This window comes from Variovorax sp. GW460-12-1-14-LB1 (genome assembly GCF_059423605.1).
On record NZ_JBWKYF010000032.1, the window covers coordinates 23,289 to 44,226 of the forward strand.

The window sequence follows — 20,938 nt, forward strand, 5'->3', positions numbered from 1 at the left end:
CTCAGGCGCCGGCCAACGTTCGAGCCATGCGCAACGCCTCGACGAGGCTCGAGGCATCGGCCACGCCCTGGCCCGCAATGTCGAACGCCGTGCCGTGATCCGGGCTGGTGCGCACCAGCGGCAGCCCGAGCGTCACGTTCACGCCCTTCTCCACCCCGAGGTATTTGACCGGGATCAGGCCCTGGTCGTGGTACATCGCGATCACCACGTCGAACTCGCCGCTGGACGGCACGCCGGCCTTGGCGCGCGCGCGCATGAAGACGGTGTCGGGCGCATGGGGCCCGTGGGCGTCGATGCCCTCGGCGCGTGCGGCCTCGATGGCCGGCGCGATGACGGTGCGCTCTTCCGAACCGAACAGGCCGCCCTCGCCCGCGTGCGGGTTGAGCCCGGCCACGCCGATGCGCGGCGGCCGGCCGAGCGCGTGGGTCAAGGCGCGATGGGTGATGCGCAGCGTGTCCAGCACGCCGTCGAAGCGCACGGCCTCGATGGCGTCGCGCAGCGACATGTGGATGCTCACGAGCACGGTGCGCAGCTCGTCGTTGGCCAGCATCATGCGCACGGGCACGTCGGCCACGGTGCGGCCCAGGTGGGCGGCGGCCTCGGCCTGCAGCAGCTCGGTGTGGCCGGGGTACGGAAAGCCGGCCGCGGCCAGCGCTTCCTTGTGCAGCGGCGCGGTGACAAGGGCCGATATCTCGCCGCGCAACGCAGCCCGCGCGGCCCACACCACGCAGTCGCCAGCGGCGCGCCCGGCCTCGGCGCTGACGCGTCCCTGCGCGATGCCTTTCGGCGGCGCGATCACTTGCAGCACCGGGATGCACCCCGGCGGCACGGCCGCCACTTCAGCGACGCTGGCGATCTCCACGATGGGCCATGCCAGCCGCCCCGGCGCCGCGAGCGCCTGCGAGGCTTTTCGCAGCGTGCCGACGTCGCCGGCCACGAACGCACCGCGCACGGCGTCGGGCGCGTCGCGGAAGGCCTTGGCAATGATCTCGGGGCCGATGCCCGCCGGGTCGCCGAGCGTGATCGCGATCGGCGCCTTCATGCGGGGTTGTCGATGTCGATGAATTCGTGTTTCAGCCCGAGCTGCGCCGCCACATGGGCCGCCACGGCCTGCGCGCCGTAGCGCTCGGTGGCGTGGTGGCCGCAGGCCAGGAAGGCCACGCCCAGCTCGCGGGCGTAGTGCGCCTGCGGCTCGGAAATTTCGCCGGTGATGAAGGCGTCGGCGCCAGCCGCGATGGCGGCCTCGAAGTACCCCTGGGCGCCGCCCGTGCACCACGCGATGTTCTTGATCGGGCGGTGGGCCGTATCGACCAGCGTGACGGGGCGTTTCAGCACCTTCTCGACATGGGTCGCCAGGGCCTTGGCGCTGGCGAAGTTCTCGCCGTTCTCGCGCGCACCCAGGAAGCCCAGTTCCTGTTCGCCGAAGCGCCCGGCCGACCCCGGGTGCGCCACGAGCCCCAGCTGCAGGCCGAGCTGCGCGTTGTTGCCCAGTTCGGGGTGCGCGTCGAGCGGCAGGTGGTAGGCGAAGAGGTTGACGTCGTCGCCCAGCAGCAGGCCCAGGCGCTGCTTCATCCAGCCGGTGACGCAGCCGTCCTGGCCGCGCCAGAACAGGCCGTGGTGGACGAAGATGGCATCGGCCTCGGCGTGGATCGCGGCCTCGATCAGCGCGCGGCTGGCGGTCACGCCCGAGACGATCTTGCGGACCACGGTGCGCCCTTCGACCTGCAGGCCGTTGGGTCCGTAATCCTTGAAGCGCCCGGGGGCCAGCAGCAGGTCGAATGCGTGAAGCAGTTCGTGGCGTGTGGTGCTCATCGCGACATTGTCGCGCTCCCTGCGGCCGGCGCGCCATCGCGCATCGGGTGGCCGCGTGCGGCCAGGGGCCACAGGGCCAGCAGGAAGCCCAGCGCCGCCAGCGCGGCGACGTAGTGCGCCGGCGCCATGGTGTCGTGCTGCAGCCAGAGCGTGAGGATCACCGGCGTCAGGCCGCCGAAGACGGCATAAGACATGTTGTAGGCGAACGAAAGCCCCGTGAAGCGCACCGGCGCCGGAAAGGCGCGCACGCCCGCGATCGGCACCGTGGCGATGGTGCCCACGAAGAGACCCACCAGCCCGTAGTGCCAGAACAGCGTGGCCGGCGTGCCGGGCAGCCCGGTGTAGAACAGGTAGGCGGTGGCAAAGAGGCCGCCCCAGCCGATGAGCATCACGGCACGCGTGCCGATGCGGTCGCTGGCCCAGCCGACGATCACGCAGCCGATGGTCAGGGTCAGCGTGGCGAGCGCGTTGGCCTCGAGCGCCAGCGCCGCCGGAATGTGGTGCACCTTCTGCAGGTAGGTGGGCGTATACAGCACCACCACGACGATGGCGGCCGACAGCACCCAGGTCTGCAGCCCCACGTACACGCTCGCCAGGCGGTGCTCGCGCAGCACGGTGCGCAGCGGCAGCTCGCGGGCGACCGTCTTGCGACCGGCCAGCTCCTTGAAGACCGGCGTCTCGTGCAAAAAGCGGCGCAGGTAGACCGAGAACAGCCCGAACACACCGCCCAGGATGAAGGGAATGCGCCAGGCGAAGTCGTTCACCTGCTCCGGCGAGTAGTGGCGGTTGATGGCCACGGCCACCAGCGAGCCCAGCAGGATGCCGCCGGTGATGCCCGAGGTCAGCGTGCCGATGCCGAAGCCATAGCGCTTGGCTGGCACGTGCTCGCCCACGAACACCCATGCGCCGGGCATCTCGCCGCCGATGGCCGCGCCCTGCAGCACGCGCATGGCCAGCAGCAGCAGGGGCGCCGCGACGCCGATGCTCGCGTAGGTGGGCAAGAGGCCGATCACCAGCGTGGGCGCCGCCATCAGGAAGATCGACAGCGTGAACATGCGCTTGCGCCCCAGCAGGTCGCCGAAGTGCGCAATGACGATGCCGCCCACGGGCCGCGCGAGGTAGCCCGCGGCGAAGATGCCGAAGGTCTGCAGCTGGCGCAGCCAGTCGGGCATGTCGGCGGGGAAGAACAGCGCGCCCAGCACGGTCGCGAAGAAGACGTAGATGACGAAATCGTAGAACTCGAGCGTGCCGCCGAGGGCGGACAGGGCCAGGGTCTTGTAGTCGCGCGCATCGAGCGTGCGCGCCGGAGCGGGCGTGGCGCCGTCCGTGTAGGTAGCTTCTGAGGTCATGGCAGCAGGGGTATCGTGGCCGCTCGCCTGCCTTGAACCGGATAGGGGCAGAGCGTGGCACGCCGACGAAAGAATCGCCTGGCCGCGTCCGCCGGGTGGGCGGCGCGGAAGGCCTGAGGGGGCGATCCGGGTCGGATCGCCTGCCGATACTAAGGGTTAGCCCGTATTCACGCCCCGCAGGCCGTGCAATCTCGACCCTGCCGCGCGGTCTATGGCGCCAGGCCGGTTGAGGGACAATTGCAACCGGCGCCGTCTTTCAGCGCTTTTCCAACGCTCTTTCTTCAAGCTTTCATGAAACGCACCTGGCTGCTCTTTGCCCAAGCCGTGACCGTCCTGCTGGCGGCCTACTTCGTCGTCGCGACGCTCAAGCCCGAGTGGATCCACAAGCGCTCGACCTCGCTGGGCGGCGTGGTGTCGATCGTGGAAGCGCCCAGCGGCGCGCCGGCCGTGCCCGCCGCGGGCAGCCTGAGCGCGGCTGCCAAGAAGGCTTCGCCGGCGGTCGTGAGCATCAACACCAGCAAGGCCGCGCAGCGCCACCCGCGCAGCAACGACCCCTGGTTCCGCTTCTTCTTCGGCGACCAGGCCGACCAGCCGCAGGTGGGCCTGGGCAGCGGCGTGATCGTGAGCACCGACGGCTACATCCTCACCAACAACCACGTGGTCGAGGGCGCCGACGAGATCGAGGTCACCCTGAACGACAGCCGCCACGCACGCGGCAAGGTGATCGGCACCGACCCCGACACCGACCTGGCCGTGCTCAAGATCGAGCTCGACAAGCTGCCGGTGATCGTGCTGGGCAACTCCGACGAACTGCTGGTGGGCGACCAGGTGCTGGCCATCGGCAACCCCTTCGGCGTGGGCCAGACCGTGACCAGCGGCATCGTCTCGGCGCTGGGCCGCAACCAGCTGGGCATCAACCAGTTCGAGAACTTCATCCAGACCGACGCGGCCATCAACCCCGGCAACTCGGGCGGCGCGCTGATCGACGTCAACGGCAACCTGCAGGGCATCAACACCGCCATCTACTCGCGCTCGGGCGGCAGCATGGGCATCGGCTTCGCCATTCCGGTGTCGATGGCCAAGATCGTGCTCGAGGGCATCGTGAAGGAAGGCCAGGTGCGCCGCGGCTGGATCGGCGTCGAGCCGAGCGACCTGTCGCCCGAACTGGCCGAGACTTTCGGCGTGAAGGCCGACGCGGGCGTGATCATCACCGGCGTGCTGCAGAACGGCCCCGCCGCCAAGGCCGGCATCCGCCCGGGCGACGTGATCACATCGGTGGGCGAGAAGAAGACCGACAGCGTGCAGGCCCTGCTGACCGCCGTGGCCGGCCTCAAGCCGGGCGACACCGCACGCTTCGCGCTGCAGCGCGGCACCGACAAGATGGAACTGGACGTGACGCCGGGGCTGCGACCGAAGAGCCCGATCCGGCAGCAGTTGCCCAACAACGAGTAGGCGAGAAACGACAGCGGCTCCGGCCGCAGATCAGACAGCAACAAAAAAGCGGCCCGAAGGCCGCTTTTGTTTTGGGGGCAGGAGCCGATCGATCCGGGGGATCAGGAACTGCCGGAAGACCCCGAACCCGCGCCCTCTTCTTCACCCTCGGGCGCCTTGCCCGTTCCTGCGAAGTAGCGCGCCCCGATGATCCCCACCTCGTACAGCAGGCACATCGGCACCGCCAGCGCGAGCTGCGAGACCACGTCGGGTGGCGTGAGCACCGCGGCCACCACGAAGGCGATCACGATGAAGTAGCCGCGGAACGAGCGCAGCTTCTCGATGGTGACCATCTCGAAGCGCACCAACAGCATCACCACGATCGGCACCTGGAAGGCCACGCCGAAGGCGATGTACAGCGACAGGATGGCCTCGACGTACGACGAGATGTCGGGCGTGGCCGCCACCGCCGCGGGCGTGAACTTCTGGATGAAGCCGAACATCTTGTCCAGCACGAACAGCTGCACGAAGGCGATGCCGCCGTAGGCCAGCACGCTGCCGAAGAAGATCAGCGGCAAGGCGAAGCGCTTCTCGTGGCTGTACAGGCCCGGCGCGACGAACATCCAGGCCTGGTACATGAGCCAGGGCAGCGCCAGCAGCACGGCCGCCATCATCAGCACCTTGAGCGGCACGAAGAACGGCGAGAACACGCCGATGGCGATCAGCTTGGCGTCCGGCGGCATGTGCGCGCGGATCGGCATGGCGATGATGTCCATGAGCCCGCTCGGGCCGGGCCAGATCGCCAGCAGGATGCCCGCGACCACGAGGCCGTAGACGCAGTACAGCAGCCGGTCCCGAAGCTCGACCAGGTGCTGCACGAACGGCTGCTCGGTGCCCGCCAGCTCGTCTTCTTTGTTCTTGTTGTCGGAATCGGCCATGGGAGAGGAGAAAGCGTGGGAGAAGACACAGGCGCACGGGGCGCCCGGGAACGCCGCGGGGCGTGCGCGTGGTCAGTTGATCTTGTGGGGGCGGAAGCGGGCGACCCGCGCCGCGCCCGACAGCGCCTTGGTGCGCACGCCGTTGCGCGCCTTGTACCAGTTCGGCGTGGCGCCCTGCTTCAGGCGCCAGTTCTTGCGGGGGTGCCTGTATTCGGGCACCGCCTGCTCGGGCTCGGCCAGTGCCGACAGGGTGTCGCCGGACGCGCCGGAAAACTGCTTCTCGAACTCGCTGGCGCCGGTGTGGATGCTGTGCTCCACGTCGCGTGCCGCGTCCTCGACCGTGGTCTTCATCTTGCGGAGCTCGTCGAGCTCCATCGAACGGTTGACTTCGGCCTTGACGTCGTTCACGTAGCGCTGCGCCTTGCCGAGCAGGGCGCCCACCGTGCGTGCAACGCGCGGCAGCTTCTCCGGCCCGATCACGATCAGCGCCACGACGCCGATGAGCGCCAGCTTCTCAATGCCGAGGTCGATCACGGATGTGTGCCTGCGGTGCTCAGGACTTCTGGCGCGCTTCGACGTCGATCGTCGACTTGTCGCTGTTGGCCGGCTGGCCGGTCACTTGCTGCGTGGGGGCCGGTGCAGCGGAGGCGTCGGGGGAGGCCGAGCCGTCCTTCATGCCGTCCTTGAAGCCCTTGACGGCGCCACCGAGATCCGAACCCATGTTCCGCAGCTTCTTGGTGCCGAAGATCATGACCACGACGAGCAGCACGATCAGCCAGTGCCAGATGGAAAAAGAACCCATGGAGAACTCCTAAGAATGTGTCCGATTTTAGTCGGGGGGAATGTGACAGTTTGGCTTAACCCTGCTCAGCCGCGAAGCCAGGGGCGAGGGCCGCCCATGACGTGCACATGGAGATGGTGAACCTCCTGCCCGCCCTCGGCGCCGGTGTTCACGACGACGCGGTAGCCGCCGTCCGGATAGGGCCGGCAGCCCTGCTCCAGCGCCAGCTGGGGGGCCAGCGTCATGATCTTGCCCATGAGCGCCGAATCCTCGGGCGTGAGCTGCGCCATCGAGGCGATGTGTTTCTTCGGCACCAGCATGAAATGCACCGGCGCCCAGGGCGAGATGTCATGGAAACCGAACAGGTCGTCGTCTTCGTAGACCTTGCGCGAGGGGATCTTGCCTTCGATGATTTTGCAGAAGACGCAGTTCGGATCAGATGACATCTTTGGGTTCCATGGGACGGCTGTCGTTCATGCGGATCATGCCTTTCACGATCCGGTAGAGGAACCACAGCGAAATCAGGCTCCAGGCGATCCAGCCCGGCACGAACAGCAGCAGCCAGAGCCACGAGGTGACGATGTACAGCAGGCCGGCCCACAGCACCGAGCGGATGCGCCAGCTGAAGTGCGAGGCCTGCCAGGTGCCGGCCGCGTCGTCGCGCTTCACGAAATCGATCAACAGGGCGATGAGCAGCAGCAGCACGGAGGCCTGCGCGCCCGGCACGACCGCGCCGATGGCCACGATCAGGTGCAGCACGTAGCTGACCCAGCCCCAGGTCTTGAGGGAGTCGTCGGGTTCCACGTTCACGATGTCATTGGCCATGGTCGATGCCCTTTCAATCGATCATTCAGTCGTTGGAAGCTTCGCGGGCCTGCACCTTGCGCAGGGCTTTTTCCTCGATGCCGCTGGTGCCCTCGCGGCGCTCGAGCTCCGCGACCACGTCGGCCGGCGAGAAACCGTAGTGGGCCAGCGCCACCATGGTGTGGAACCACAGGTCGGCCACTTCGTTCACTATTTTCGAGCGGTCGCCGCCGTGGTCCGCGTCCTTGGCGGCCATCACGACCTCGGTGGCTTCCTCGCCGATCTTCTTGAGGAAGGCGTCGGGGCCCTTGTGCAGCAGCCGGGCGACGTAGCTTTTCTCGGGGTCGCCGCCGTTCGCGGGCAGGCGGCTCTCGAGCACCGCGGCCAGGCGGGCGAGCGCGTCGGAGGTGTTCGAATCGTTCACTGTGGCGCTCATTTGTAGATCGACTCCGGGTCTTTCAAGACCGGTTCGACCACGGTCCACTGGCCCTTCTCGTACTTGCTGAAGAAGCAGCTGTGGCGGCCGGTGTGGCAGGCGATGCCGGGCTCGTGACCCAGCTGGGTCACCTTGAGCAGCACCACGTCGTTGTCGCAGTCGAGGCGGATCTCGTGCACGGTCTGCACGTGGCCCGACTCCTCGCCCTTGAACCACAGCTTGTTGCGCGAGCGGCTGAAATACACCGCGCGGCCCAGCTCGGCGGTCTTCTCGAGCGCCTCGCGGTTCATCCACGCGAACATGAGCACGTCGTTCGTGCCTTGTTCCTGGGCGATCACGGGCACTAACCCGTTCGCGTCCCACTTCACTTCATCGAGCCAATTCATGGGGATATTGTCGAGGATAGGAAAAGACCCTTCCGGTCCCGCTCAGGCGTCGATGCGCACGGGAATCCCGCGCTCGGCCATGCGCGCCTTGGCCTCGCCCACGGTGTGCTCGCCGTAGTGGAAGATGCTCGCGGCCAGCACCGCGTCGGCGCCGCCCTTCTGGATGCCGTCGGCCAGGTCGTCGAGGCTGCCGACGCCGCCCGAGGCGATGACGGGCACGTTGACCGCGTCGCTCACGGCGCGCGTCAGGGCCAGGTCGAAGCCGCTCTTGGTGCCGTCGCGGTCCATGCTGGTGAGCAGGATCTCGCCCGCGCCGCGGCGCGCCATCTCGGTCGCCCACTGCACCACGTCCAGGCCGGTGTTCTTGCGCCCGCCGTGGCTGTACACGTCCCAGCCCGCGCCGCGCGTGGCGGCGTCTTCGGGGCTGCGGCGCTTGGCGTCGATGGCGACCACGATGCACTGCGAGCCGTACTTCTGGGCCGCGTCGCTGATCACCTGCGGGTCGGCGATGGCGGCCGAGTTGAAGCTGGTCTTGTCGGCACCCGCGTTGAGCAGCCGGCGCACGTCGGCCACGGTGCGCACGCCGCCGCCCACGGTCAGCGGAATGAAGACCTGCGAGGCCACCGCTTCGATGATCGGCAGGATCAGGTCGCGGCCGTCGCTGGTGGCCGTGATGTCCAGGAAGGTCAGTTCGTCGGCGCCCTGTGCGTTGTAGCGCGCCGCGATCTCGACCGGATCGCCGGCATCGCGCAGCTCGAGGAAGTTGACGCCCTTGACGACGCGGCCGCCGGTGACGTCGAGGCAGGGAATGATGCGTTTGGCAAGCATGGGGTGGTGAACCAGGGAGAAATCAGAGAACGCAAAGCTGTTGCCAGCCCTGCCATTGGGCGCCGGGCGCCAGCACGACGGGTTCGTCGATGCGGGCCGCCTCGACGCACAGCATGTGGCGGAAGCCCTCTGGGGGCATGTCCGCGAGTGTCGCACCGAGCGCGGCGCCGGGGTTCCAGACCACGGTTTCGGTGCAGGTTTCGCTCTGGGTGATTTCGAGCGTGCCGCCGGGCTGCACCAGCCGCAGCGGCTGCGCCGGGGCCGCGTAGACGCTGTCGAACTCGGCGTCGAACTGCAGCGCGGCGGCGGTTTCGGTCTGGCGCACGTCGCGCACCGCGTCCCAGCGGGCGGCGCCCTGCAGGCCTTCGAGGCGCACCGCGGCGATGTCGTCCACGCGCAGGTAGGTGTGCAGCGCGGCCGAGAACGGCCAGGGCGTGTCGCCGGTGTTGGTCAGGGTGAGCGCGGTGCGCAGCTGGCCGGCTGCGAGCGTGGCGTCCATCCGCGCCTCGAAGGCATGCGGCCAGAGCCGGCGGGTGGCTTCGTTGTCGCGCAGCACCAGCCGCAGCGTGTCGGGCGCGCCCGATTCCTCGCGAATCCAAGGCAGATTGCGCATGAAGCCATGCTTGGGGAGCATGCCGCGCTGGTTGAACTGGGGGCAGCACAGGGGAATGCCGCCGCGGATGGCAGTTTGGCCGTCAAAAACGGCCTTCGGACTCAGATACAGTCGCTCCCCACCGCGGGCCGGGGCCCAGGAAAGCACCTGGGCGCCATGCAGCGCCACCGTCAGCGTGCTGCCATCGGCCGCCACGGCGTGCAACGCCGGCTGGCCTCGAAACTCGATCGAGCGGATATCCATGTGAGGAATTGTAGGCAGCCGCCGCATCCTGACAGCGGGCCATTGCGTGCATCCGCCTTTCTTGGATACCCTGTGCCGGGTCGGTCCCGTGCACTCGAAAAGAACCACTCTCACACGACAAAGGGGATACGCATGAAGAAAAAGCTGCCCATGGCCGCCTGGATCCTGATCGCCATGGTGCTCGGCATCATCGTCGGTTACATGATCTTCACCAGCTTTCCCGACAAGAAGGCCGCCAAGGAGATCGCGGACTACGTCTCCATCGTCTCCGACGTCTTCCTGCGCCTGATCAAGATGCTGATCGGCCCGCTGGTGTTCTCCACGCTGGTGGTGGGCATCGCGCACATGGGTGACGCCAAGTCGGTGGGCCGCGTGTTCGGCAAGGCCATCGGCTGGTTCCTCACCGCCTCGCTGATCTCGCTGGTGATCGGCCTGGTGATGGCCAACCTGCTCAAGCCCGGCGAGAACCTGGGCCTGCCGCTGCCGGACATCGGCGCCTCGGCCAACCTGGCGACCAACAAGTTCACCTTCAAGGACTTCGTGAGCCACACGGTGCCCAAGTCGTTCGTGGAGGCGATGGCCAACAACGAGATCCTGCAGATCGTGGTGTTCTCGATGTTCTTCGGCGTGGCGCTGGCCTCGCTCGGCGACAAGGCCAAGACGCTGGTGGCCGCCATTGAGGAGCTGTCGCACGCCATGCTCAAGATCACGGGCTACGTCATGAAGCTCGCGCCGCTGGCGGTGCTGGCGGCCATGGCCGCCACCGTGGCCGTGAACGGGCTGGGCATTCTCGTCAAGTTCGCCGTGTTCATGCGCGACTTCTACCTGGGCCTGTTCGTGCTGTGGGGCGTGCTGATCATGGCCGGCCTGCTGTTCCTGGGGCCGCGCGTGTTCAAGCTGCTGGTGCTCATCAAGGAGGCGTTCCTGCTCTCGTTCGCCACCGCGAGCTCCGAAGCCGCGTACCCGAAGATCCTGCAGGCGCTCGACCGTTTCGGCGTGAAGCGCAAGATCTCCAGCTTCGTGATGCCGATGGGCTATTCGTTCAACCTCGACGGCTCGATGATGTACTGCACCTTCGCCGTGCTGTTCATCGCGCAGGCCTACGACATCCACATGCCGATCAGCACGCAGATCACCATGCTGCTGATCCTGATGCTCACCTCCAAGGGCATGGCCGGCGTGCCGCGCGCCTCGCTGGTGGTGATCGCCGCCACGCTGAACCACTTCGACATTCCCGAGGCCGGCCTGCTGCTGATCCTGGGCGTGGACACCTTCCTGGACATGGGCCGCTCGGCCACCAACGCGGTGGGCAACTCCATCGCCACGGCCGTGGTCGCCAAATGGGAGGGCGAGCTGCTGTCCGAGAGCGATGCCGAGGCCAACGCCAAGGTGCTCGACGAGGAAGCCGCCGCCACCCTCGCCCATCCGGCGCACGCGTGAGGCGCCACGCCATGACGCGCATCGCCACGCTGCCCTCCGCTGCCGCCGCATGGCTGCTGGCGGCCGTGGTCCTGGCCTTGCCGGCCGGCCCTGCGCAGGCGCAGGCGCAGGAACTCCTCACCGGCACGCTGGCCAAGGTGCGCGAGAGCGGCACCATCGCCATCGGCCACCGCGAGGCCTCGGTGCCCTTCTCGTACCTCAACGCGCGCAAGGAGCCAATCGGCTATTCCATCGAGCTGTGCCGCGCGCTCGTCACGGCCATCGAGGACACGGTCAACAAGAGCCTCACGATCAAGTGGGTGCCCGTCACCTCCGACTCGCGCATCGACGCGGTCGTGAGCGGCCAGGTCGACCTCGAGTGCGGCTCCACCACCAGCAACCTGGAGCGCCAGAAGCGCGTGGCCTTCTCGCCGACCATGTTCGTCTCGGGCACCAAGGTGCTGGTGAAGAAGGGCGCGCCGATCCAGTCGTTCCGCGACCTGGCCGGCAAGAAGGTGGCCGTGACGGCTGGCACCACCAACGAGAAGACGCTGCGCGACCTGTCGCAGAAGTTCAAGCTCAACATCGAGCTGAAGGTGGCGCGCGACCATGCCGAGTCGTTCGCGCTCGTGAAAGAAGGCCAGGCCGACGCCTTCGCCACCGACGACGTGCTGCTCTACGGCCTGATCGCCCGCGACGCCGCCAAGGCGCAGTACGAGGTGGTGGGCGACTTCCTCTCCTACGACCCGTACGCGGTCATGTACCGCAAGGGCGACCCGCAGCTCAACAAGGTGGTGGTCGATACCTTCCAGGTGCTGGCGGAAGACGGCGAGATCCACCGCCAGTACAAGCGCTGGTTCATGCGCAAGCTGCCTTCGGGGGAAAGCCTCAACCTGCCGATGAGCGCGCAGCTGGAAACGATCATCCAGACGATGGCGGTGAAGGCCGAGTAGGCCCGTCTGCCCTTCGTCCCTAGCGCGTCGGCCACTCCCAGCGCGGGATCTCGCTCATGTCGAGGTTCGCGATGCGGGTCTCGCCGAAGCGCTTTTCGAGCACCACCGGCTGCAGGCCGTCGCTGTCGTCCAGGGCGGCGATCAGGCGCGCCGCATGCGACACCACGATCACCTGCGACGACCGCGCGGCCTGCGCGATGAGGCGGCCGAGCGCGGGCAGCAGGTCGGGGTGCAGGCTGGTCTCGGGCTCGTTGAGCACCAGCAGCGCAGGCGGACGGGGCGTCAGCAGCGCCGCGATCCACAGCAGGTAGCGCAGGGTGCCGTCCGACAGTTCGGCGGCCGTCAGGGGCCGCAGCAGGCCGTGCTGGTGCATCAGCGTCTCGAAGCGGTCGCCGTTCGCCTGCACCTCGATGCGGGCGCCCGGGAAGGCGTCGTCCACGGCGCTGTCGAGCGTCTCGCCGTCGCCGATCTCGCGGACGGTCTGCAGGGCCGCGGCCAGATCGCCCCCATCGTTCGCCAGCACAGGCGTGTAGGTGCCCAGTTGCGGCTGACGCGCCGGGGCGTCGGCGTCCGAGCGGAAGTGGTCATAGAAGCGCCAGGAGCGCATCTGCTCGCGCAGCGTGAGCATCTCGGGCGCGTCGCGCGGGTCGGCGTGCTCGGTCATCATGCTGGCGAAGGCGGGAATCGGCCGGCCGACGGCCTGCCAGCCCTTGCCGTCGCGCAGGCGCAGCGCGGCGCCCTTGCGGTCGACCAGGTGCGTGGAGGGGCGCAGCAGCGGGCCGCTCCAGATCGCCTCGTGCTTGATCTGCGGGTCGTGCGAGAAGGCCGAGGACGGGCTCGGCGGCGGCAGGCCGATGTCGATGGCGTAGCCGAAATCGTCGGCCTCGGCGCCGGCGAAGCCCAGCTTCAGCGCCACCGGCTCGCTGCGCGTGGTGCCCTGCACCGGCTGCTCGCCGCGCAGCATGGCCGCCGAAAAGCGCTCGGGCCCGGCCCACAGCGTGGAAGACAGCCCGCCCTCGCGCACCAGCGAGCGGATCACGCCACCGTTGGCGATGTCGGCCAGCAGCCGCATCGCACGGTACACGCTCGACTTGCCGCTGCCGTTGGCGCCCGTGACCACCGTGAGGCGGCCCAGCGGCACCGTCAGCTGGCGCAGCGAGCGGTAGTTGGCAATGGCAAGCGCGGAGAGCACGCGCTGCTGGGGAAAAGCGTCAGGCGCCGGCCAGCGCGTCCGCGCGCGCCTGGGCGGCGGCGAAGTCGAGGTCGCCCGAGTAGATGGCGCGGCCGCAGATCACGCCCTCGACGCCTTCGGACTCGACCGCGCAGAGCTGGTCGATGTCGGCCATGTTCGACAGGCCGCCCGATGCGATGACCGGGATGGTCAGCGCCTGCGCGAGCTTGACGGTGGCGTCGATGTTGATGCCCGAGAGCATGCCGTCGCGGCCGATGTCGGTGTAGATGATCGATTCGACGCCGTAGTCCTCGAACTTCTTGCCCAGGTCGGCCACTTCGTGGCCCGTGAGCTTGCTCCAGCCGTCGGTGGCGACCTTGCCGTCCTTGGCATCGAGCCCCACGATGATGTGGCCGCCGAAGGCGCTGCAGGCGTCCTTCAGGAAGCCGGGGTTCTTGACCGCGGCGGTGCCGATGATCACGTAGCGCAGGCCGTCGTCGATGTAGCGCTCGATGGTGTCCAGGTCGCGGATGCCGCCGCCCAGCTGCACCGGAATGTCGTCGCCGACCTCCTTCAGGATCGCCTTGATCGCCGCGTGGTTCTGCGGCTTGCCGGCGAAGGCGCCATTCAGATCGACCAGGTGCAGCCGGCGCGCGCCGGCCTGGACCCATTTGCGGGCCATGGCGGCGGGGTCTTCGCTGAAGATGGTGGACTGGTCCATGTCGCCCTGCTTGAGGCGAACGCAGTGGCCGTCTTTGAGATCAATGGCGGGAATGAGGAGCATGGAAGTGACGCGAGTGTGCGAAAGCCGGGCTGCGAACGGTGCGGCCCGGGCGGGAATATAAGGTCAGGGATTCCAGTGGAGGAAGTTGCGATACAGCTGCAGCCCATGGTCCGCACTCTTCTCCGGGTGGAACTGGGTTGCAAAAATGTTATCGCGTGCGATGGCCGCGGTAAAGCATGCCCCGTAATCGGCCTCGCCCACGCTGTGCCGGGCATCCGCCGGACATGCGTAGAAGCTGTGCACGAAATAGAAGTAGCTCTGGTCGGGAATGCCCGCCCACACCGCGTGCGGCTGGGCCTGGCGCACCTGGTTCCAGCCCATCTGCGGCACCTTGAAGCGGCTGCCGTCGGGCTGCAGGCGGCCGGCCAGGTCGAACTTGACGACCTCGCCGGGAATGAGCCCCAGGCCGTCGGTTGGGCCTTCGTCGCTGCGCGACAGCAGCATCTGCATGCCCACGCACACGCCGAAGAGCGGCTTGCTGGCCGCGGCCTCGAGCACCGATTCGAGCAGGCCCGAGTCGCGCAGTTCGCGCATGCAGTCGGGCATGGCGCCCTGCCCCGGCAGCACCACGCGGGTGGCCTGGCGCACCACGTCCGGGTCGGAGGTGACGAACACCTCCACGCCCACCTGGTCGGCCGCATGGCGCACAGCCTGCGACACGGAGTGCAGGTTGCCCATGCCGTAGTCGACGACCGCGACGGAATTCTTTGCTACAGATTTCATAGCTGTTCGCTGAGGGATTTCAGAGCGAACCCTTGGTCGAAGGAATAACGCCGACGGAGCGCGGATCGAGTTCCAGCGCGCCGCGCATGGCGCGCGCGAAGGCCTTGAACACGGTCTCGCACTGGTGGTGCGCGTTCACGCCCTTCAGGTTGTCGATGTGCAGCGTGACGAAGGCGTGGTTCACGAAGCCCTGGAAGAACTCGTAGGTGAGCTGGCTGTCGAAGGTGCCGATCATCCCGCTGGTAAAGGGCACGTGCATCACGAGGCCGGGGCGGCCCGAGAAGTCGATGACGACGCGGCTCAGCGCTTCGTCCAGCGGCACGTAGGCATGGCCGTAGCGGCGGATGCCCTTCTTGTCGCCGATGGCCTTGGCCACGGCCTGGCCGAGCGTGATGCCCACGTCTTCCACGGTGTGGTGGCCGTCGATGTGCAGGTCGCCCTCGCAGTCGATGTCCAGGTCGATCAACCCGTGGCGGGCGATCTGGTCGAGCATGTGATCGAAAAAGCCGATGCCCGTGGAGAGCTTGGCCTTGCCGGTGCCGTCGAGGTTGACGCTGACCGTGATCTTCGTCTCGGCGGTGTGGCGGGTGACCGTCGCGATGCGATCGGTGCTGCCCGGGGTCGTGGGGGTGGTCATAGTGAGGCTTCGAGCGCCGCCAGCATCTGCGCGTTCTCGTCGGCCGTTCCGACGGTGAGGCGCAGGCAGTTGGCGAGCAGTTCATGCATTTTAGAAACGTTCTTCACCAGCACCCCACGGGCCTTCATGCCCTCGAAGGTACGGGTGGCATCGGGCACGCGCAGCAGGATCATGTTGGCGTCGCTGGGCCAGGTCTTCACGCCCGGCAGCCGGGCCAGCGCGGCCATGAGCTGGTCGCGCCCCTCGCGGATCTGGCGCGCCTGGGCCTCGAACACGGCGGCGTGCTCCAGCGCGAACAGCGCGGCCTCGCAGTTGAGCACGCTGATGTTGTACGGCGGGCGCACCTTGTCGATCTCGGCGACCAGCGCGGCGGGGCCCATGAGGTAGCCCAGGCGGATGCCGGCCAGGCCGAACTTGCTCAGGGTGCGCATCAGCAGCACGTGGCGGTGGTTCGCGAGCCGATCGATGTAGCTGCGGGCGGCAAAGGGCTGGTAGGCCTCGTCGATCACCACCAGGCCGCCCTGCACGCCCTGGGCCTGCACGATCTTCTCGATGACGGCGTCGTCCCAGAGGTTGGCGGTCGGGTTGTTCGGGTAGGCGAGGTAGACGATGGCCGGCTTCTCGCGCGCGATGGCGGCCAGCATGGCGGCCTCGTCGAGCTCGAAATCGGCCGTGAGCGGCACGCCGACGAAGCGAAGGCCCTGCAGCTGGGCGCTCATCGCGTACATGACGAAGCCGGGCACGGGCGCCAGCACGGCGGCGCCGGGCTGGTCGCAGGCGATGCCCAGCAGCGAGATCAGTTCGTCCGAGCCGTTGCCCAGCATCAGCCTGAAGCCTTCGGGCAGGCCCGCATGGGCGGCCAGCGCGCGCTGCAGGTCGGCGCCGCGGTCGCCGGGGTAGCGGTTGAGCGCCAGTGCGCCCAGGCGCGCGCCGAGTTCGGCCTGCAGCGCGGGCGGCAGGCCGTAGGGGTTCTCCATCGCGTCGAGCTTGAGGAAGCCGCGCGCGTCCTGCACCGCGTAGGCGTGCATGGCGCGCACGTCGGCGCGGATGCGGTCGAGAGGCAGGCGGTTGTCGGAGGCGGAAGAATCGGAAACGGTCATCGGGTGCAGCGGTAGCTGTTGCGGAGGGCGCCGGCCATGACCAGTTGCACGGGCATGTCGGCTTCGTAGCTGTCGGCGTTGCGGCTCAGCTCGGTCTGGTAGAGCGAACGGGCCATCGAGGGTTCGAGGCGGCGGCCCTCGATGCAGAACGGCGGCACCTGGCCGTTGCGCTGCGACGACTCGACACCCTCGCGCAGGCCTTCGAGCACGCCGACGAGGTAGTAGCTGGCGTAGGCCTTGCCGTCCTTCTCGTTGGCTTCGAGCGTGCGCAGCTCGCGGATGCTCATGGCCTGCGCGCCGGCGCCGATCGCACCGGCCGCCAGGGCGAGCAGCAGCGCCGGCAGGCGCGGCAACAGCAGGACGGCGGCGCGTTGCATGGCCTCGCTGGCTTACTTGCGGTAGCGCGGCGGCGGCGCGTACGCGCCGTCGGCCGGGAAGGCGCTGGGCTGCGACGGCGAGGCGTCGCGGCGGGTGCGGCGCGGGGCGTTCGGCTCTTCGAGCTCGAACAGCGCGGCGCCGATCACGCCGATGTTGCGCACGTCGCCGGCCTCGGTGTTCGCGGCGTAGGCGCGGCCCGGCGTGGCGAAACGGAAGGCGGCCACTTCGCTCTGGCTCTTGCGGAAGCCTTCGATGTTGAGCGTCTGCTGCGGGCGCAGCACGTAGCCGCCGTTGCGCAGGCTGCCAGGCTTGCCGTTGAGCACGTCCAGGCCGTCAACGGTGGCGATCACCTCGTAGCTGCGGTCGCTGAGGTTGCGAAAGCGCAGCGTGTAGCGCGCGCCTTCGACACCGGCGAGGCGGAACATGTCGTTGCCGCTTCGACGTGCGCGCTGCAACGGCAGCGGACGGTCGTTCTCGTCGAGCACCGACCATTCGATGTCGCCCTGGGCCAGCTGCAGGTTCAGCCGGCGCTCGGGGTTGCTGCCCGCGTCGCGGCGCACGCTGGCCGCGTCGTTGTAGCCGATCGAGGCCACGTCGTCGGGCTGGTCGGACAGGCGCTTGGCAGCCACCGTGCGGGTCTTCGACTCGATGCCTTCGCCCCATTGCGTGCCGAGCTGGGCCGGCGCGGGTGCAGGCTTTGCAGCACTGGACGTGGCCGCCATCGCGGTCGTCTCGGCGCGGTTTTGCGGCATCTGGGTGCAGGCGGCCAGCAAGGCGGCACCGGCAACGAGGCCGGTGGCGAAGCGGAAAAATCGCGAGCGATAGAGGCGTTGAATCATCTGGCGTGCTCCTCCCTGAAGCGGGGTTGTTGGAGCCTCAGATCTTACGCAGGCGCATGCGCGCGGCTTCGGCGTGCGCCTGCAGGCCCTCGCCTTCGGCCAGCGTGACCGCGATCGGGCCCAGCACCTGCGCGCCAGCCTCGCTCACCTCGATGAGGCTGGAGCGCTTCTGGAAGTCGTACACGCCCAGCGGGCTCGAGAAACGCGCCGTGCCGCTCGTGGGCAGCACGTGGTTCGGGCCGGCGCAGTAGTCGCCCAGGCTCTCGCTGGTGAAGTTGCCCAGGAAGATCGCGCCGGCGTGGCGCAGCAGCGGTTCCCAGCGGTGCGGCTCGCTGCTGCTCACCTCGAGGTGTTCGGGGGCGATGCGGTTGCTGATCTCGCAGGCCTCTTCCATGCTCTTCGTGTGGATCAGCGCGCCGCGGCCGTTGAGCGAGGCGGCGATGATCTCGGCGCGCGGCATGGTCGGCAGCAGGCGGTCGATCTCGGCCTGCACGCGGTCGATGTAGGCGGCGTCGGGGCACAGCAGGATGCTTTGCGCCAGTTCGTCGTGCTCGGCCTGGCTGAACAGGTCCATGGCCACCCAGTCGGGCGGCGTGGAACCGTCGGCCAGCACCAGGATCTCGCTCGGGCCGGCGATCATGTCGATGCCCACGGTGCCGAACACGCGACGCTTGGCGGCGGCCACGTAGGCGTTGCCGGGGCCGGTGATCTTGTCGCAGGCCGGGATGGTGGCCGTGCCGTAGGCCAGCGCGGCCACAGCCTGCGCACCGCCGACGGTGAAGCCGCGCGTCACGCCGGCCACGTAGGCGGCGGCGAGCACGAGCTGGTTCTTCTCGCCCTTCGGCGTGGGCACGACCATGATGATCTCGCCCACGCCCGCGACGTGCGCGGGAATGGCGTTCATCAGCACGCTCGACGGGTATGCGGCCTTGCCGCCCGGCACGTAGATGCCCACGCGGTCCAGCGGCGTGACCTTCTGGCCGAGCAGCGTGCCGTCGGCGTCGCGGTAGCTCCAGCTTTCGCCCGAGGCTTTCTTCTGCGCCTCGTGGTAGCTGCGCACGCGGCGCGCGGCGGCTTCGAGCGCGTCGCGCTGCACAGCGGGGAGCGCCTCGAAGGCGGCCTTCAGTTCGGCCTGCGTGAGTTCGAGCTCGGGCAGCGTCTTCGCGTCGAGCTTGTCGAAGCGGTTGGTGTACTCCAGCACCGCCTCGTCGCCGCGCTTTTGCACGTCGGCGAGGATGTCGGCCACCACCTTCTCGATCGCCGCGTCCGCGTCCGCGGACCAATGCAGCCGCGCCTTGAATTCAGCGTCGAAGCTGGCTGAGTTCGTGGACAGTCGGGCGGGGGCTGCTTGCAGAGTCATGGGCTTGAGGTTCAGGCGGAGGGAATGGCGGACGCGAAGGCGTCGATGATGCGGCGGATGGGTTCGCGCTTGAGCTTGAGCGCGGCCTGGTTGACGACCAGCCGGGCGCTGATGTCCATGATGCGCTCCACCTCGACGAGGTGGTTGGCCTTGAGCGTGTTGCCGGTAGAGACCAGGTCGACGATGGCGTCGGCCAGGCCCGTGAGCGGCGCCAGTTCCATGCTGCCGTAGAGCTTGATCAGGTCGACGTGCACGCCCTTGCTGGCGAAGAAGTCGCGCGACAGGCCCACGTACTTGGTCGCCACGCGCAGGCGCGAGCCCTGCTTCACGGCCGAGGCGTAGTCGTAGTCGGCGCGCACGGCCACGCTGAGGCGGCAGGCCGCGATGCGCAGGTCCAGCGGCTGGTACAGGCCCTGGTTGCCGTGCTCGAGCAGCACGTCCAGGCCGGTCACGCCCAGGTCGGCGCCGCCGTACTGCACGTAGGTGGGCACGTCGGAGGCGCGCACCAGCACCACGCGCACGTCGGGGCGGGTGGTGTCGAGGATGAGCTTGCGCGATTTCTCGGGGTCTTCGGTGACCTCGATGCCGGCGGCGGCCAGCAGGGGCATCGTCTCTTCGAAGATGCGGCCTTTGGAAAGAGCCAGGGTGATCATGCGGCGGCTCCGGTCACGCGTTCAATGTCGGCACCGAGGCCGCGCAGTTTCGATTCCATGCGGTCGTAGCCCCGGTCGAGGTGGTAGATGCGGTCGACCAGCGTCTCGCCCTCGGCCACGAGGCCGGCGATGACGAGGCTGGCGGAGGCGCGCAGGTCGGTGGCCATCACGGTGGCGCCCGAGAGCTGTTGCACGCCCTCGACCATCGCGACCTTGCCTTCGACGTGGATGCGCGCGCCCAGGCGCACCATCTCGTTCACGTGCATGAAGCGGTTCTCGAAGATGGTCTCGGTGACCATCGAAGCGCCGCGCGCGATCACGTTCAGGGCCATGAACTGGGCCTGCATGTCGGTCGGGAAGCCGGGGTATTCGGTCGTGCTGAAGCTCTGCGCCTTCAGGTGGTCGTAGGCCGGGCCCTGCGAGCCGATGCGGATGCCGTTGGGCTCGGTCAGGACGGTGCAGCCGGCGTCGCGCAGCTTGTCGATCACGGCGTCGAGGTGGTCGCCGCGCGCGTGGCGCAGGAAGGCCTCGCCGCCGGTGGCCGCCACGGCGCACAGGAAGGTGCCGGCCTCGATGCGGTCGGCCACCACGGCGTGTTCGCAGCCGTGCAGCTTCTCGACGCCCTGGATGCGGATGTGGCTGGTGCCGTGGCCTTCGATCTTCGCGCCCATGCGGATCAGCATCTCGGCGAGGTCGACGATCTCGGGCTCCTGCGCGGCGTTCTCGAGCAGCGTCTCGCCCTCGGCCAGCGCGGCGGCCATGAGGAAGTTCTCGGTGCCGGTGACGGTGACCATGTCGGTCAGGATGCGCGCGCCCTTCAGCCGCGTGCGGCCCTCGGGCAGGCGCGCGACCATGTAGCCGTGCTCGACCACGATCTCGGCGCCCATCGCCTGCAGGCCCTTGATGTGCTGGTCGACCGGCCGCGAGCCGATGGCGCAGCCGCCCGGCAGCGACACCTTGGCGTGGCCGAAGCGCGCCAGCAGCGGGCCCAATGCCAGCACCGAGGCGCGCATGGTCTTCACCAGTTCGTAGGGGGCCTCGGGGTTGCCGAGCTCGCCGGCGTTCAGACGCACGGTGCCGTTGTCGTCGGCCTCGGCCGTCACGCCCATGTTGCGCACCAGCTTGAGCATGGTCGACACGTCCTGCAGGCGCGGCACGTTGTGCAGCACCACGGGCTGGTCGGTCAGCAGCGCTGCGCACAGCTCGGGCAGCGCGGCGTTCTTGGCGCCGGAAATGAGCACTTCGCCGCGAAGCTCACGCCCGCCGCGAATCAGAAGTTTGTCCATGAAGGATCCAGCGA

General features: G+C 68.4%; 25 protein-coding genes. 3 read left to right on the forward strand and 22 right to left on the reverse strand.

Features of this window, described 5'->3' with window-relative positions:
• Position 1 precedes the first annotated feature (1 nt).
• The 3 genes from pdxA to AC07Y4_RS17420 are packed head-to-tail and all read right to left on the reverse strand — an operon-like array spanning position 2 to position 3,161.
• A complete protein-coding gene (gene pdxA / locus AC07Y4_RS17410; RefSeq protein WP_495274858.1) occupies positions 2-1,042 on the reverse strand; it encodes a 4-hydroxythreonine-4-phosphate dehydrogenase PdxA in 1,041 nt (346 codons plus the stop codon).
• Positions 1,039-1,812 carry a Nif3-like dinuclear metal center hexameric protein gene (locus AC07Y4_RS17415; protein ID WP_062473645.1) on the reverse strand — a complete coding sequence of 258 codons (774 nt, stop codon included), beginning with the start codon at positions 1,810-1,812 and terminating at the stop codon, positions 1,039-1,041. The genes pdxA and AC07Y4_RS17415 overlap by 4 nt, the downstream gene beginning before the upstream one ends.
• Complete coding sequence (locus tag AC07Y4_RS17420; RefSeq protein WP_070059916.1) at positions 1,809-3,161, reverse strand: MFS transporter; 1,353 nt, start codon at positions 3,159-3,161, stop codon at positions 1,809-1,811. Before AC07Y4_RS17420 ends, AC07Y4_RS17415 begins: the two co-directional genes overlap by 4 nt.
• A 291-nt stretch (positions 3,162-3,452) precedes the next feature.
• Here AC07Y4_RS17420 and AC07Y4_RS17425 point away from each other — a divergent pair, with 291 nt between their 5' ends.
• Positions 3,453-4,613: a S1C family serine protease gene (locus AC07Y4_RS17425; protein WP_062473641.1), complete on the forward strand. Its 1,161-nt coding sequence runs from the start codon at positions 3,453-3,455 to the stop codon at positions 4,611-4,613.
• A 101-nt stretch (positions 4,614-4,714) separates the two neighbouring features.
• Here the strand turns inward: AC07Y4_RS17425 and tatC are convergent, their stop codons facing one another.
• From tatC to AC07Y4_RS17470, 9 genes are all read right to left on the reverse strand, one after another.
• Positions 4,715-5,530, reverse strand: a complete 816-nt coding sequence (gene tatC, locus AC07Y4_RS17430; protein WP_095743773.1) for a twin-arginine translocase subunit TatC — start codon at positions 5,528-5,530, stop codon at positions 4,715-4,717.
• A gap of 72 nt (positions 5,531-5,602) precedes the next feature.
• Positions 5,603-6,064, reverse strand: a complete 462-nt coding sequence (gene tatB / locus AC07Y4_RS17435) for a Sec-independent protein translocase protein TatB (RefSeq protein WP_062471652.1) — start codon at positions 6,062-6,064, stop codon at positions 5,603-5,605.
• Between the two features lie 19 nt (positions 6,065-6,083).
• On the reverse strand, positions 6,084-6,332 hold the full coding sequence (tatA, locus tag AC07Y4_RS17440; protein WP_070059921.1) for a Sec-independent protein translocase subunit TatA: 249 nt from the start codon (positions 6,330-6,332) through the stop codon (positions 6,084-6,086).
• A gap of 65 nt (positions 6,333-6,397) precedes the next feature.
• A complete protein-coding gene (locus tag AC07Y4_RS17445) occupies positions 6,398-6,757 on the reverse strand; it encodes a histidine triad nucleotide-binding protein (protein WP_070059922.1) in 360 nt (119 codons plus the stop codon).
• Entirely contained in the window at positions 6,747-7,136 is a 390-nt protein-coding gene (locus AC07Y4_RS17450; RefSeq protein WP_099795316.1) for a DUF4870 family protein, read from the reverse strand. The genes AC07Y4_RS17445 and AC07Y4_RS17450 overlap by 11 nt, the downstream gene beginning before the upstream one ends.
• Before the next feature lie 25 nt (positions 7,137-7,161).
• Positions 7,162-7,551: a phosphoribosyl-ATP diphosphatase gene (locus tag AC07Y4_RS17455; protein WP_139701050.1), complete on the reverse strand. Its 390-nt coding sequence runs from the start codon at positions 7,549-7,551 to the stop codon at positions 7,162-7,164.
• The gene (gene hisI, locus AC07Y4_RS17460) at positions 7,548-7,937 is read right to left on the reverse strand and encodes a phosphoribosyl-AMP cyclohydrolase (RefSeq protein WP_056572729.1); all 390 of its coding nucleotides are present in this window, start codon (positions 7,935-7,937) and stop codon (positions 7,548-7,550) included. The genes AC07Y4_RS17455 and hisI overlap by 4 nt, the downstream gene beginning before the upstream one ends.
• Before the next feature lie 42 nt (positions 7,938-7,979).
• The gene (gene hisF, locus AC07Y4_RS17465; protein ID WP_095743770.1) at positions 7,980-8,765 is read right to left on the reverse strand and encodes an imidazole glycerol phosphate synthase subunit HisF; all 786 of its coding nucleotides are present in this window, start codon (positions 8,763-8,765) and stop codon (positions 7,980-7,982) included.
• A 22-nt stretch (positions 8,766-8,787) separates the two neighbouring features.
• Positions 8,788-9,621 carry a D-hexose-6-phosphate mutarotase gene (locus AC07Y4_RS17470; protein ID WP_495274859.1) on the reverse strand — a complete coding sequence of 278 codons (834 nt, stop codon included), beginning with the start codon at positions 9,619-9,621 and terminating at the stop codon, positions 8,788-8,790.
• 132 nt (positions 9,622-9,753) lie between these two features.
• Here AC07Y4_RS17470 and AC07Y4_RS17475 point away from each other — a divergent pair, with 132 nt between their 5' ends.
• Complete coding sequence (locus tag AC07Y4_RS17475) at positions 9,754-11,061, forward strand: dicarboxylate/amino acid:cation symporter (RefSeq protein ID WP_070059926.1); 1,308 nt, start codon at positions 9,754-9,756, stop codon at positions 11,059-11,061.
• 11 nt (positions 11,062-11,072) lie between these two features.
• Positions 11,073-11,993, forward strand: coding sequence for an amino acid ABC transporter substrate-binding protein (locus AC07Y4_RS17480; protein ID WP_495274860.1), 921 nt, complete (start codon positions 11,073-11,075; stop codon positions 11,991-11,993).
• 19 nt (positions 11,994-12,012) lie between these two features.
• Here AC07Y4_RS17480 and AC07Y4_RS17485 read toward each other — a convergent pair whose 3' ends face one another.
• From AC07Y4_RS17485 to murA, 10 genes are all read right to left on the reverse strand, one after another.
• Positions 12,013-13,185 carry an AAA family ATPase gene (locus tag AC07Y4_RS17485; RefSeq protein ID WP_495274861.1) on the reverse strand — a complete coding sequence of 391 codons (1,173 nt, stop codon included), beginning with the start codon at positions 13,183-13,185 and terminating at the stop codon, positions 12,013-12,015.
• 19 nt (positions 13,186-13,204) lie between these two features.
• Positions 13,205-13,948 (reverse strand): 1-(5-phosphoribosyl)-5-[(5-phosphoribosylamino)methylideneamino]imidazole-4-carboxamide isomerase, encoded by a 744-nt coding sequence (gene hisA, locus AC07Y4_RS17490; RefSeq protein ID WP_495274862.1) that lies wholly within the window; start codon positions 13,946-13,948, stop codon positions 13,205-13,207.
• A 63-nt stretch (positions 13,949-14,011) separates the two neighbouring features.
• Positions 14,012-14,671 (reverse strand): imidazole glycerol phosphate synthase subunit HisH, encoded by a 660-nt coding sequence (gene hisH / locus AC07Y4_RS17495; protein WP_062471685.1) that lies wholly within the window; start codon positions 14,669-14,671, stop codon positions 14,012-14,014.
• Between the two features lie 19 nt (positions 14,672-14,690).
• Positions 14,691-15,308, reverse strand: a complete 618-nt coding sequence (gene hisB / locus AC07Y4_RS17500; protein ID WP_062471688.1) for an imidazoleglycerol-phosphate dehydratase HisB — start codon at positions 15,306-15,308, stop codon at positions 14,691-14,693.
• The gene (gene hisC, locus AC07Y4_RS17505) at positions 15,305-16,408 is read right to left on the reverse strand and encodes a histidinol-phosphate transaminase (protein ID WP_495274863.1); all 1,104 of its coding nucleotides are present in this window, start codon (positions 16,406-16,408) and stop codon (positions 15,305-15,307) included. Before hisC ends, hisB begins: the two co-directional genes overlap by 4 nt.
• On the reverse strand, positions 16,405-16,785 hold the full coding sequence (locus tag AC07Y4_RS17510) for a hypothetical protein (protein WP_070059929.1): 381 nt from the start codon (positions 16,783-16,785) through the stop codon (positions 16,405-16,407). Before AC07Y4_RS17510 ends, hisC begins: the two co-directional genes overlap by 4 nt.
• Before the next feature lie 12 nt (positions 16,786-16,797).
• Entirely contained in the window at positions 16,798-17,625 is an 828-nt protein-coding gene (locus AC07Y4_RS17515; protein WP_095949881.1) for a hypothetical protein, read from the reverse strand.
• Between the two features lie 37 nt (positions 17,626-17,662).
• Entirely contained in the window at positions 17,663-18,985 is a 1,323-nt protein-coding gene (gene hisD / locus AC07Y4_RS17520) for a histidinol dehydrogenase (RefSeq protein WP_095949880.1), read from the reverse strand.
• 11 nt (positions 18,986-18,996) lie between these two features.
• Positions 18,997-19,638: an ATP phosphoribosyltransferase gene (gene hisG / locus AC07Y4_RS17525; protein WP_390346376.1), complete on the reverse strand. Its 642-nt coding sequence runs from the start codon at positions 19,636-19,638 to the stop codon at positions 18,997-18,999.
• Positions 19,635-20,924 carry a UDP-N-acetylglucosamine 1-carboxyvinyltransferase gene (gene murA / locus AC07Y4_RS17530; RefSeq protein WP_495274864.1) on the reverse strand — a complete coding sequence of 430 codons (1,290 nt, stop codon included), beginning with the start codon at positions 20,922-20,924 and terminating at the stop codon, positions 19,635-19,637. Before murA ends, hisG begins: the two co-directional genes overlap by 4 nt.
• Positions 20,925-20,938: the final 14 nt, after the last annotated feature.

What these genes read in the sequence shown, in the direction of transcription:
- pdxA (WP_495274858.1), bottom strand. Translation starts at nt 1,042, where the DNA reads ATGAAGGCGCCGATCGCGATCACGCTCGGCGACCCGGCGGGCATCGGC.
- AC07Y4_RS17415 (WP_062473645.1), bottom strand. Translation starts at nt 1,812, where the DNA reads ATGAGCACCACACGCCACGAACTGCTTCACGCATTCGACCTGCTGCTG.
- AC07Y4_RS17420 (WP_070059916.1), bottom strand. Translation starts at nt 3,161, where the DNA reads ATGACCTCAGAAGCTACCTACACGGACGGCGCCACGCCCGCTCCGGCG.
- AC07Y4_RS17425 (WP_062473641.1), top strand. Translation starts at nt 3,453, where the DNA reads ATGAAACGCACCTGGCTGCTCTTTGCCCAAGCCGTGACCGTCCTGCTG.
- tatC (WP_095743773.1), bottom strand. Translation starts at nt 5,530, where the DNA reads ATGGCCGATTCCGACAACAAGAACAAAGAAGACGAGCTGGCGGGCACC.
- tatA (WP_070059921.1), bottom strand. Translation starts at nt 6,332, where the DNA reads ATGGGTTCTTTTTCCATCTGGCACTGGCTGATCGTGCTGCTCGTCGTG.
- AC07Y4_RS17445 (WP_070059922.1), bottom strand. Translation starts at nt 6,757, where the DNA reads ATGTCATCTGATCCGAACTGCGTCTTCTGCAAAATCATCGAAGGCAAG.
- AC07Y4_RS17450 (WP_099795316.1), bottom strand. Translation starts at nt 7,136, where the DNA reads ATGGCCAATGACATCGTGAACGTGGAACCCGACGACTCCCTCAAGACC.
- AC07Y4_RS17455 (WP_139701050.1), bottom strand. Translation starts at nt 7,551, where the DNA reads ATGAGCGCCACAGTGAACGATTCGAACACCTCCGACGCGCTCGCCCGC.
- hisI (WP_056572729.1), bottom strand. Translation starts at nt 7,937, where the DNA reads ATGAATTGGCTCGATGAAGTGAAGTGGGACGCGAACGGGTTAGTGCCC.
- hisF (WP_095743770.1), bottom strand. Translation starts at nt 8,765, where the DNA reads ATGCTTGCCAAACGCATCATTCCCTGCCTCGACGTCACCGGCGGCCGC.
- AC07Y4_RS17470 (WP_495274859.1), bottom strand. Translation starts at nt 9,621, where the DNA reads ATGGATATCCGCTCGATCGAGTTTCGAGGCCAGCCGGCGTTGCACGCC.
- AC07Y4_RS17475 (WP_070059926.1), top strand. Translation starts at nt 9,754, where the DNA reads ATGAAGAAAAAGCTGCCCATGGCCGCCTGGATCCTGATCGCCATGGTG.
- AC07Y4_RS17480 (WP_495274860.1), top strand. Translation starts at nt 11,073, where the DNA reads ATGACGCGCATCGCCACGCTGCCCTCCGCTGCCGCCGCATGGCTGCTG.
- hisA (WP_495274862.1), bottom strand. Translation starts at nt 13,948, where the DNA reads ATGCTCCTCATTCCCGCCATTGATCTCAAAGACGGCCACTGCGTTCGC.
- hisH (WP_062471685.1), bottom strand. Translation starts at nt 14,671, where the DNA reads ATGAAATCTGTAGCAAAGAATTCCGTCGCGGTCGTCGACTACGGCATG.
- hisB (WP_062471688.1), bottom strand. Translation starts at nt 15,308, where the DNA reads ATGACCACCCCCACGACCCCGGGCAGCACCGATCGCATCGCGACGGTC.
- hisC (WP_495274863.1), bottom strand. Translation starts at nt 16,408, where the DNA reads ATGACCGTTTCCGATTCTTCCGCCTCCGACAACCGCCTGCCTCTCGAC.
- AC07Y4_RS17510 (WP_070059929.1), bottom strand. Translation starts at nt 16,785, where the DNA reads ATGCAACGCGCCGCCGTCCTGCTGTTGCCGCGCCTGCCGGCGCTGCTG.
- AC07Y4_RS17515 (WP_095949881.1), bottom strand. Translation starts at nt 17,625, where the DNA reads ATGATTCAACGCCTCTATCGCTCGCGATTTTTCCGCTTCGCCACCGGC.
- hisD (WP_095949880.1), bottom strand. Translation starts at nt 18,985, where the DNA reads ATGACTCTGCAAGCAGCCCCCGCCCGACTGTCCACGAACTCAGCCAGC.
- hisG (WP_390346376.1), bottom strand. Translation starts at nt 19,638, where the DNA reads ATGATCACCCTGGCTCTTTCCAAAGGCCGCATCTTCGAAGAGACGATG.
- murA (WP_495274864.1), bottom strand. Translation starts at nt 20,924, where the DNA reads ATGGACAAACTTCTGATTCGCGGCGGGCGTGAGCTTCGCGGCGAAGTG.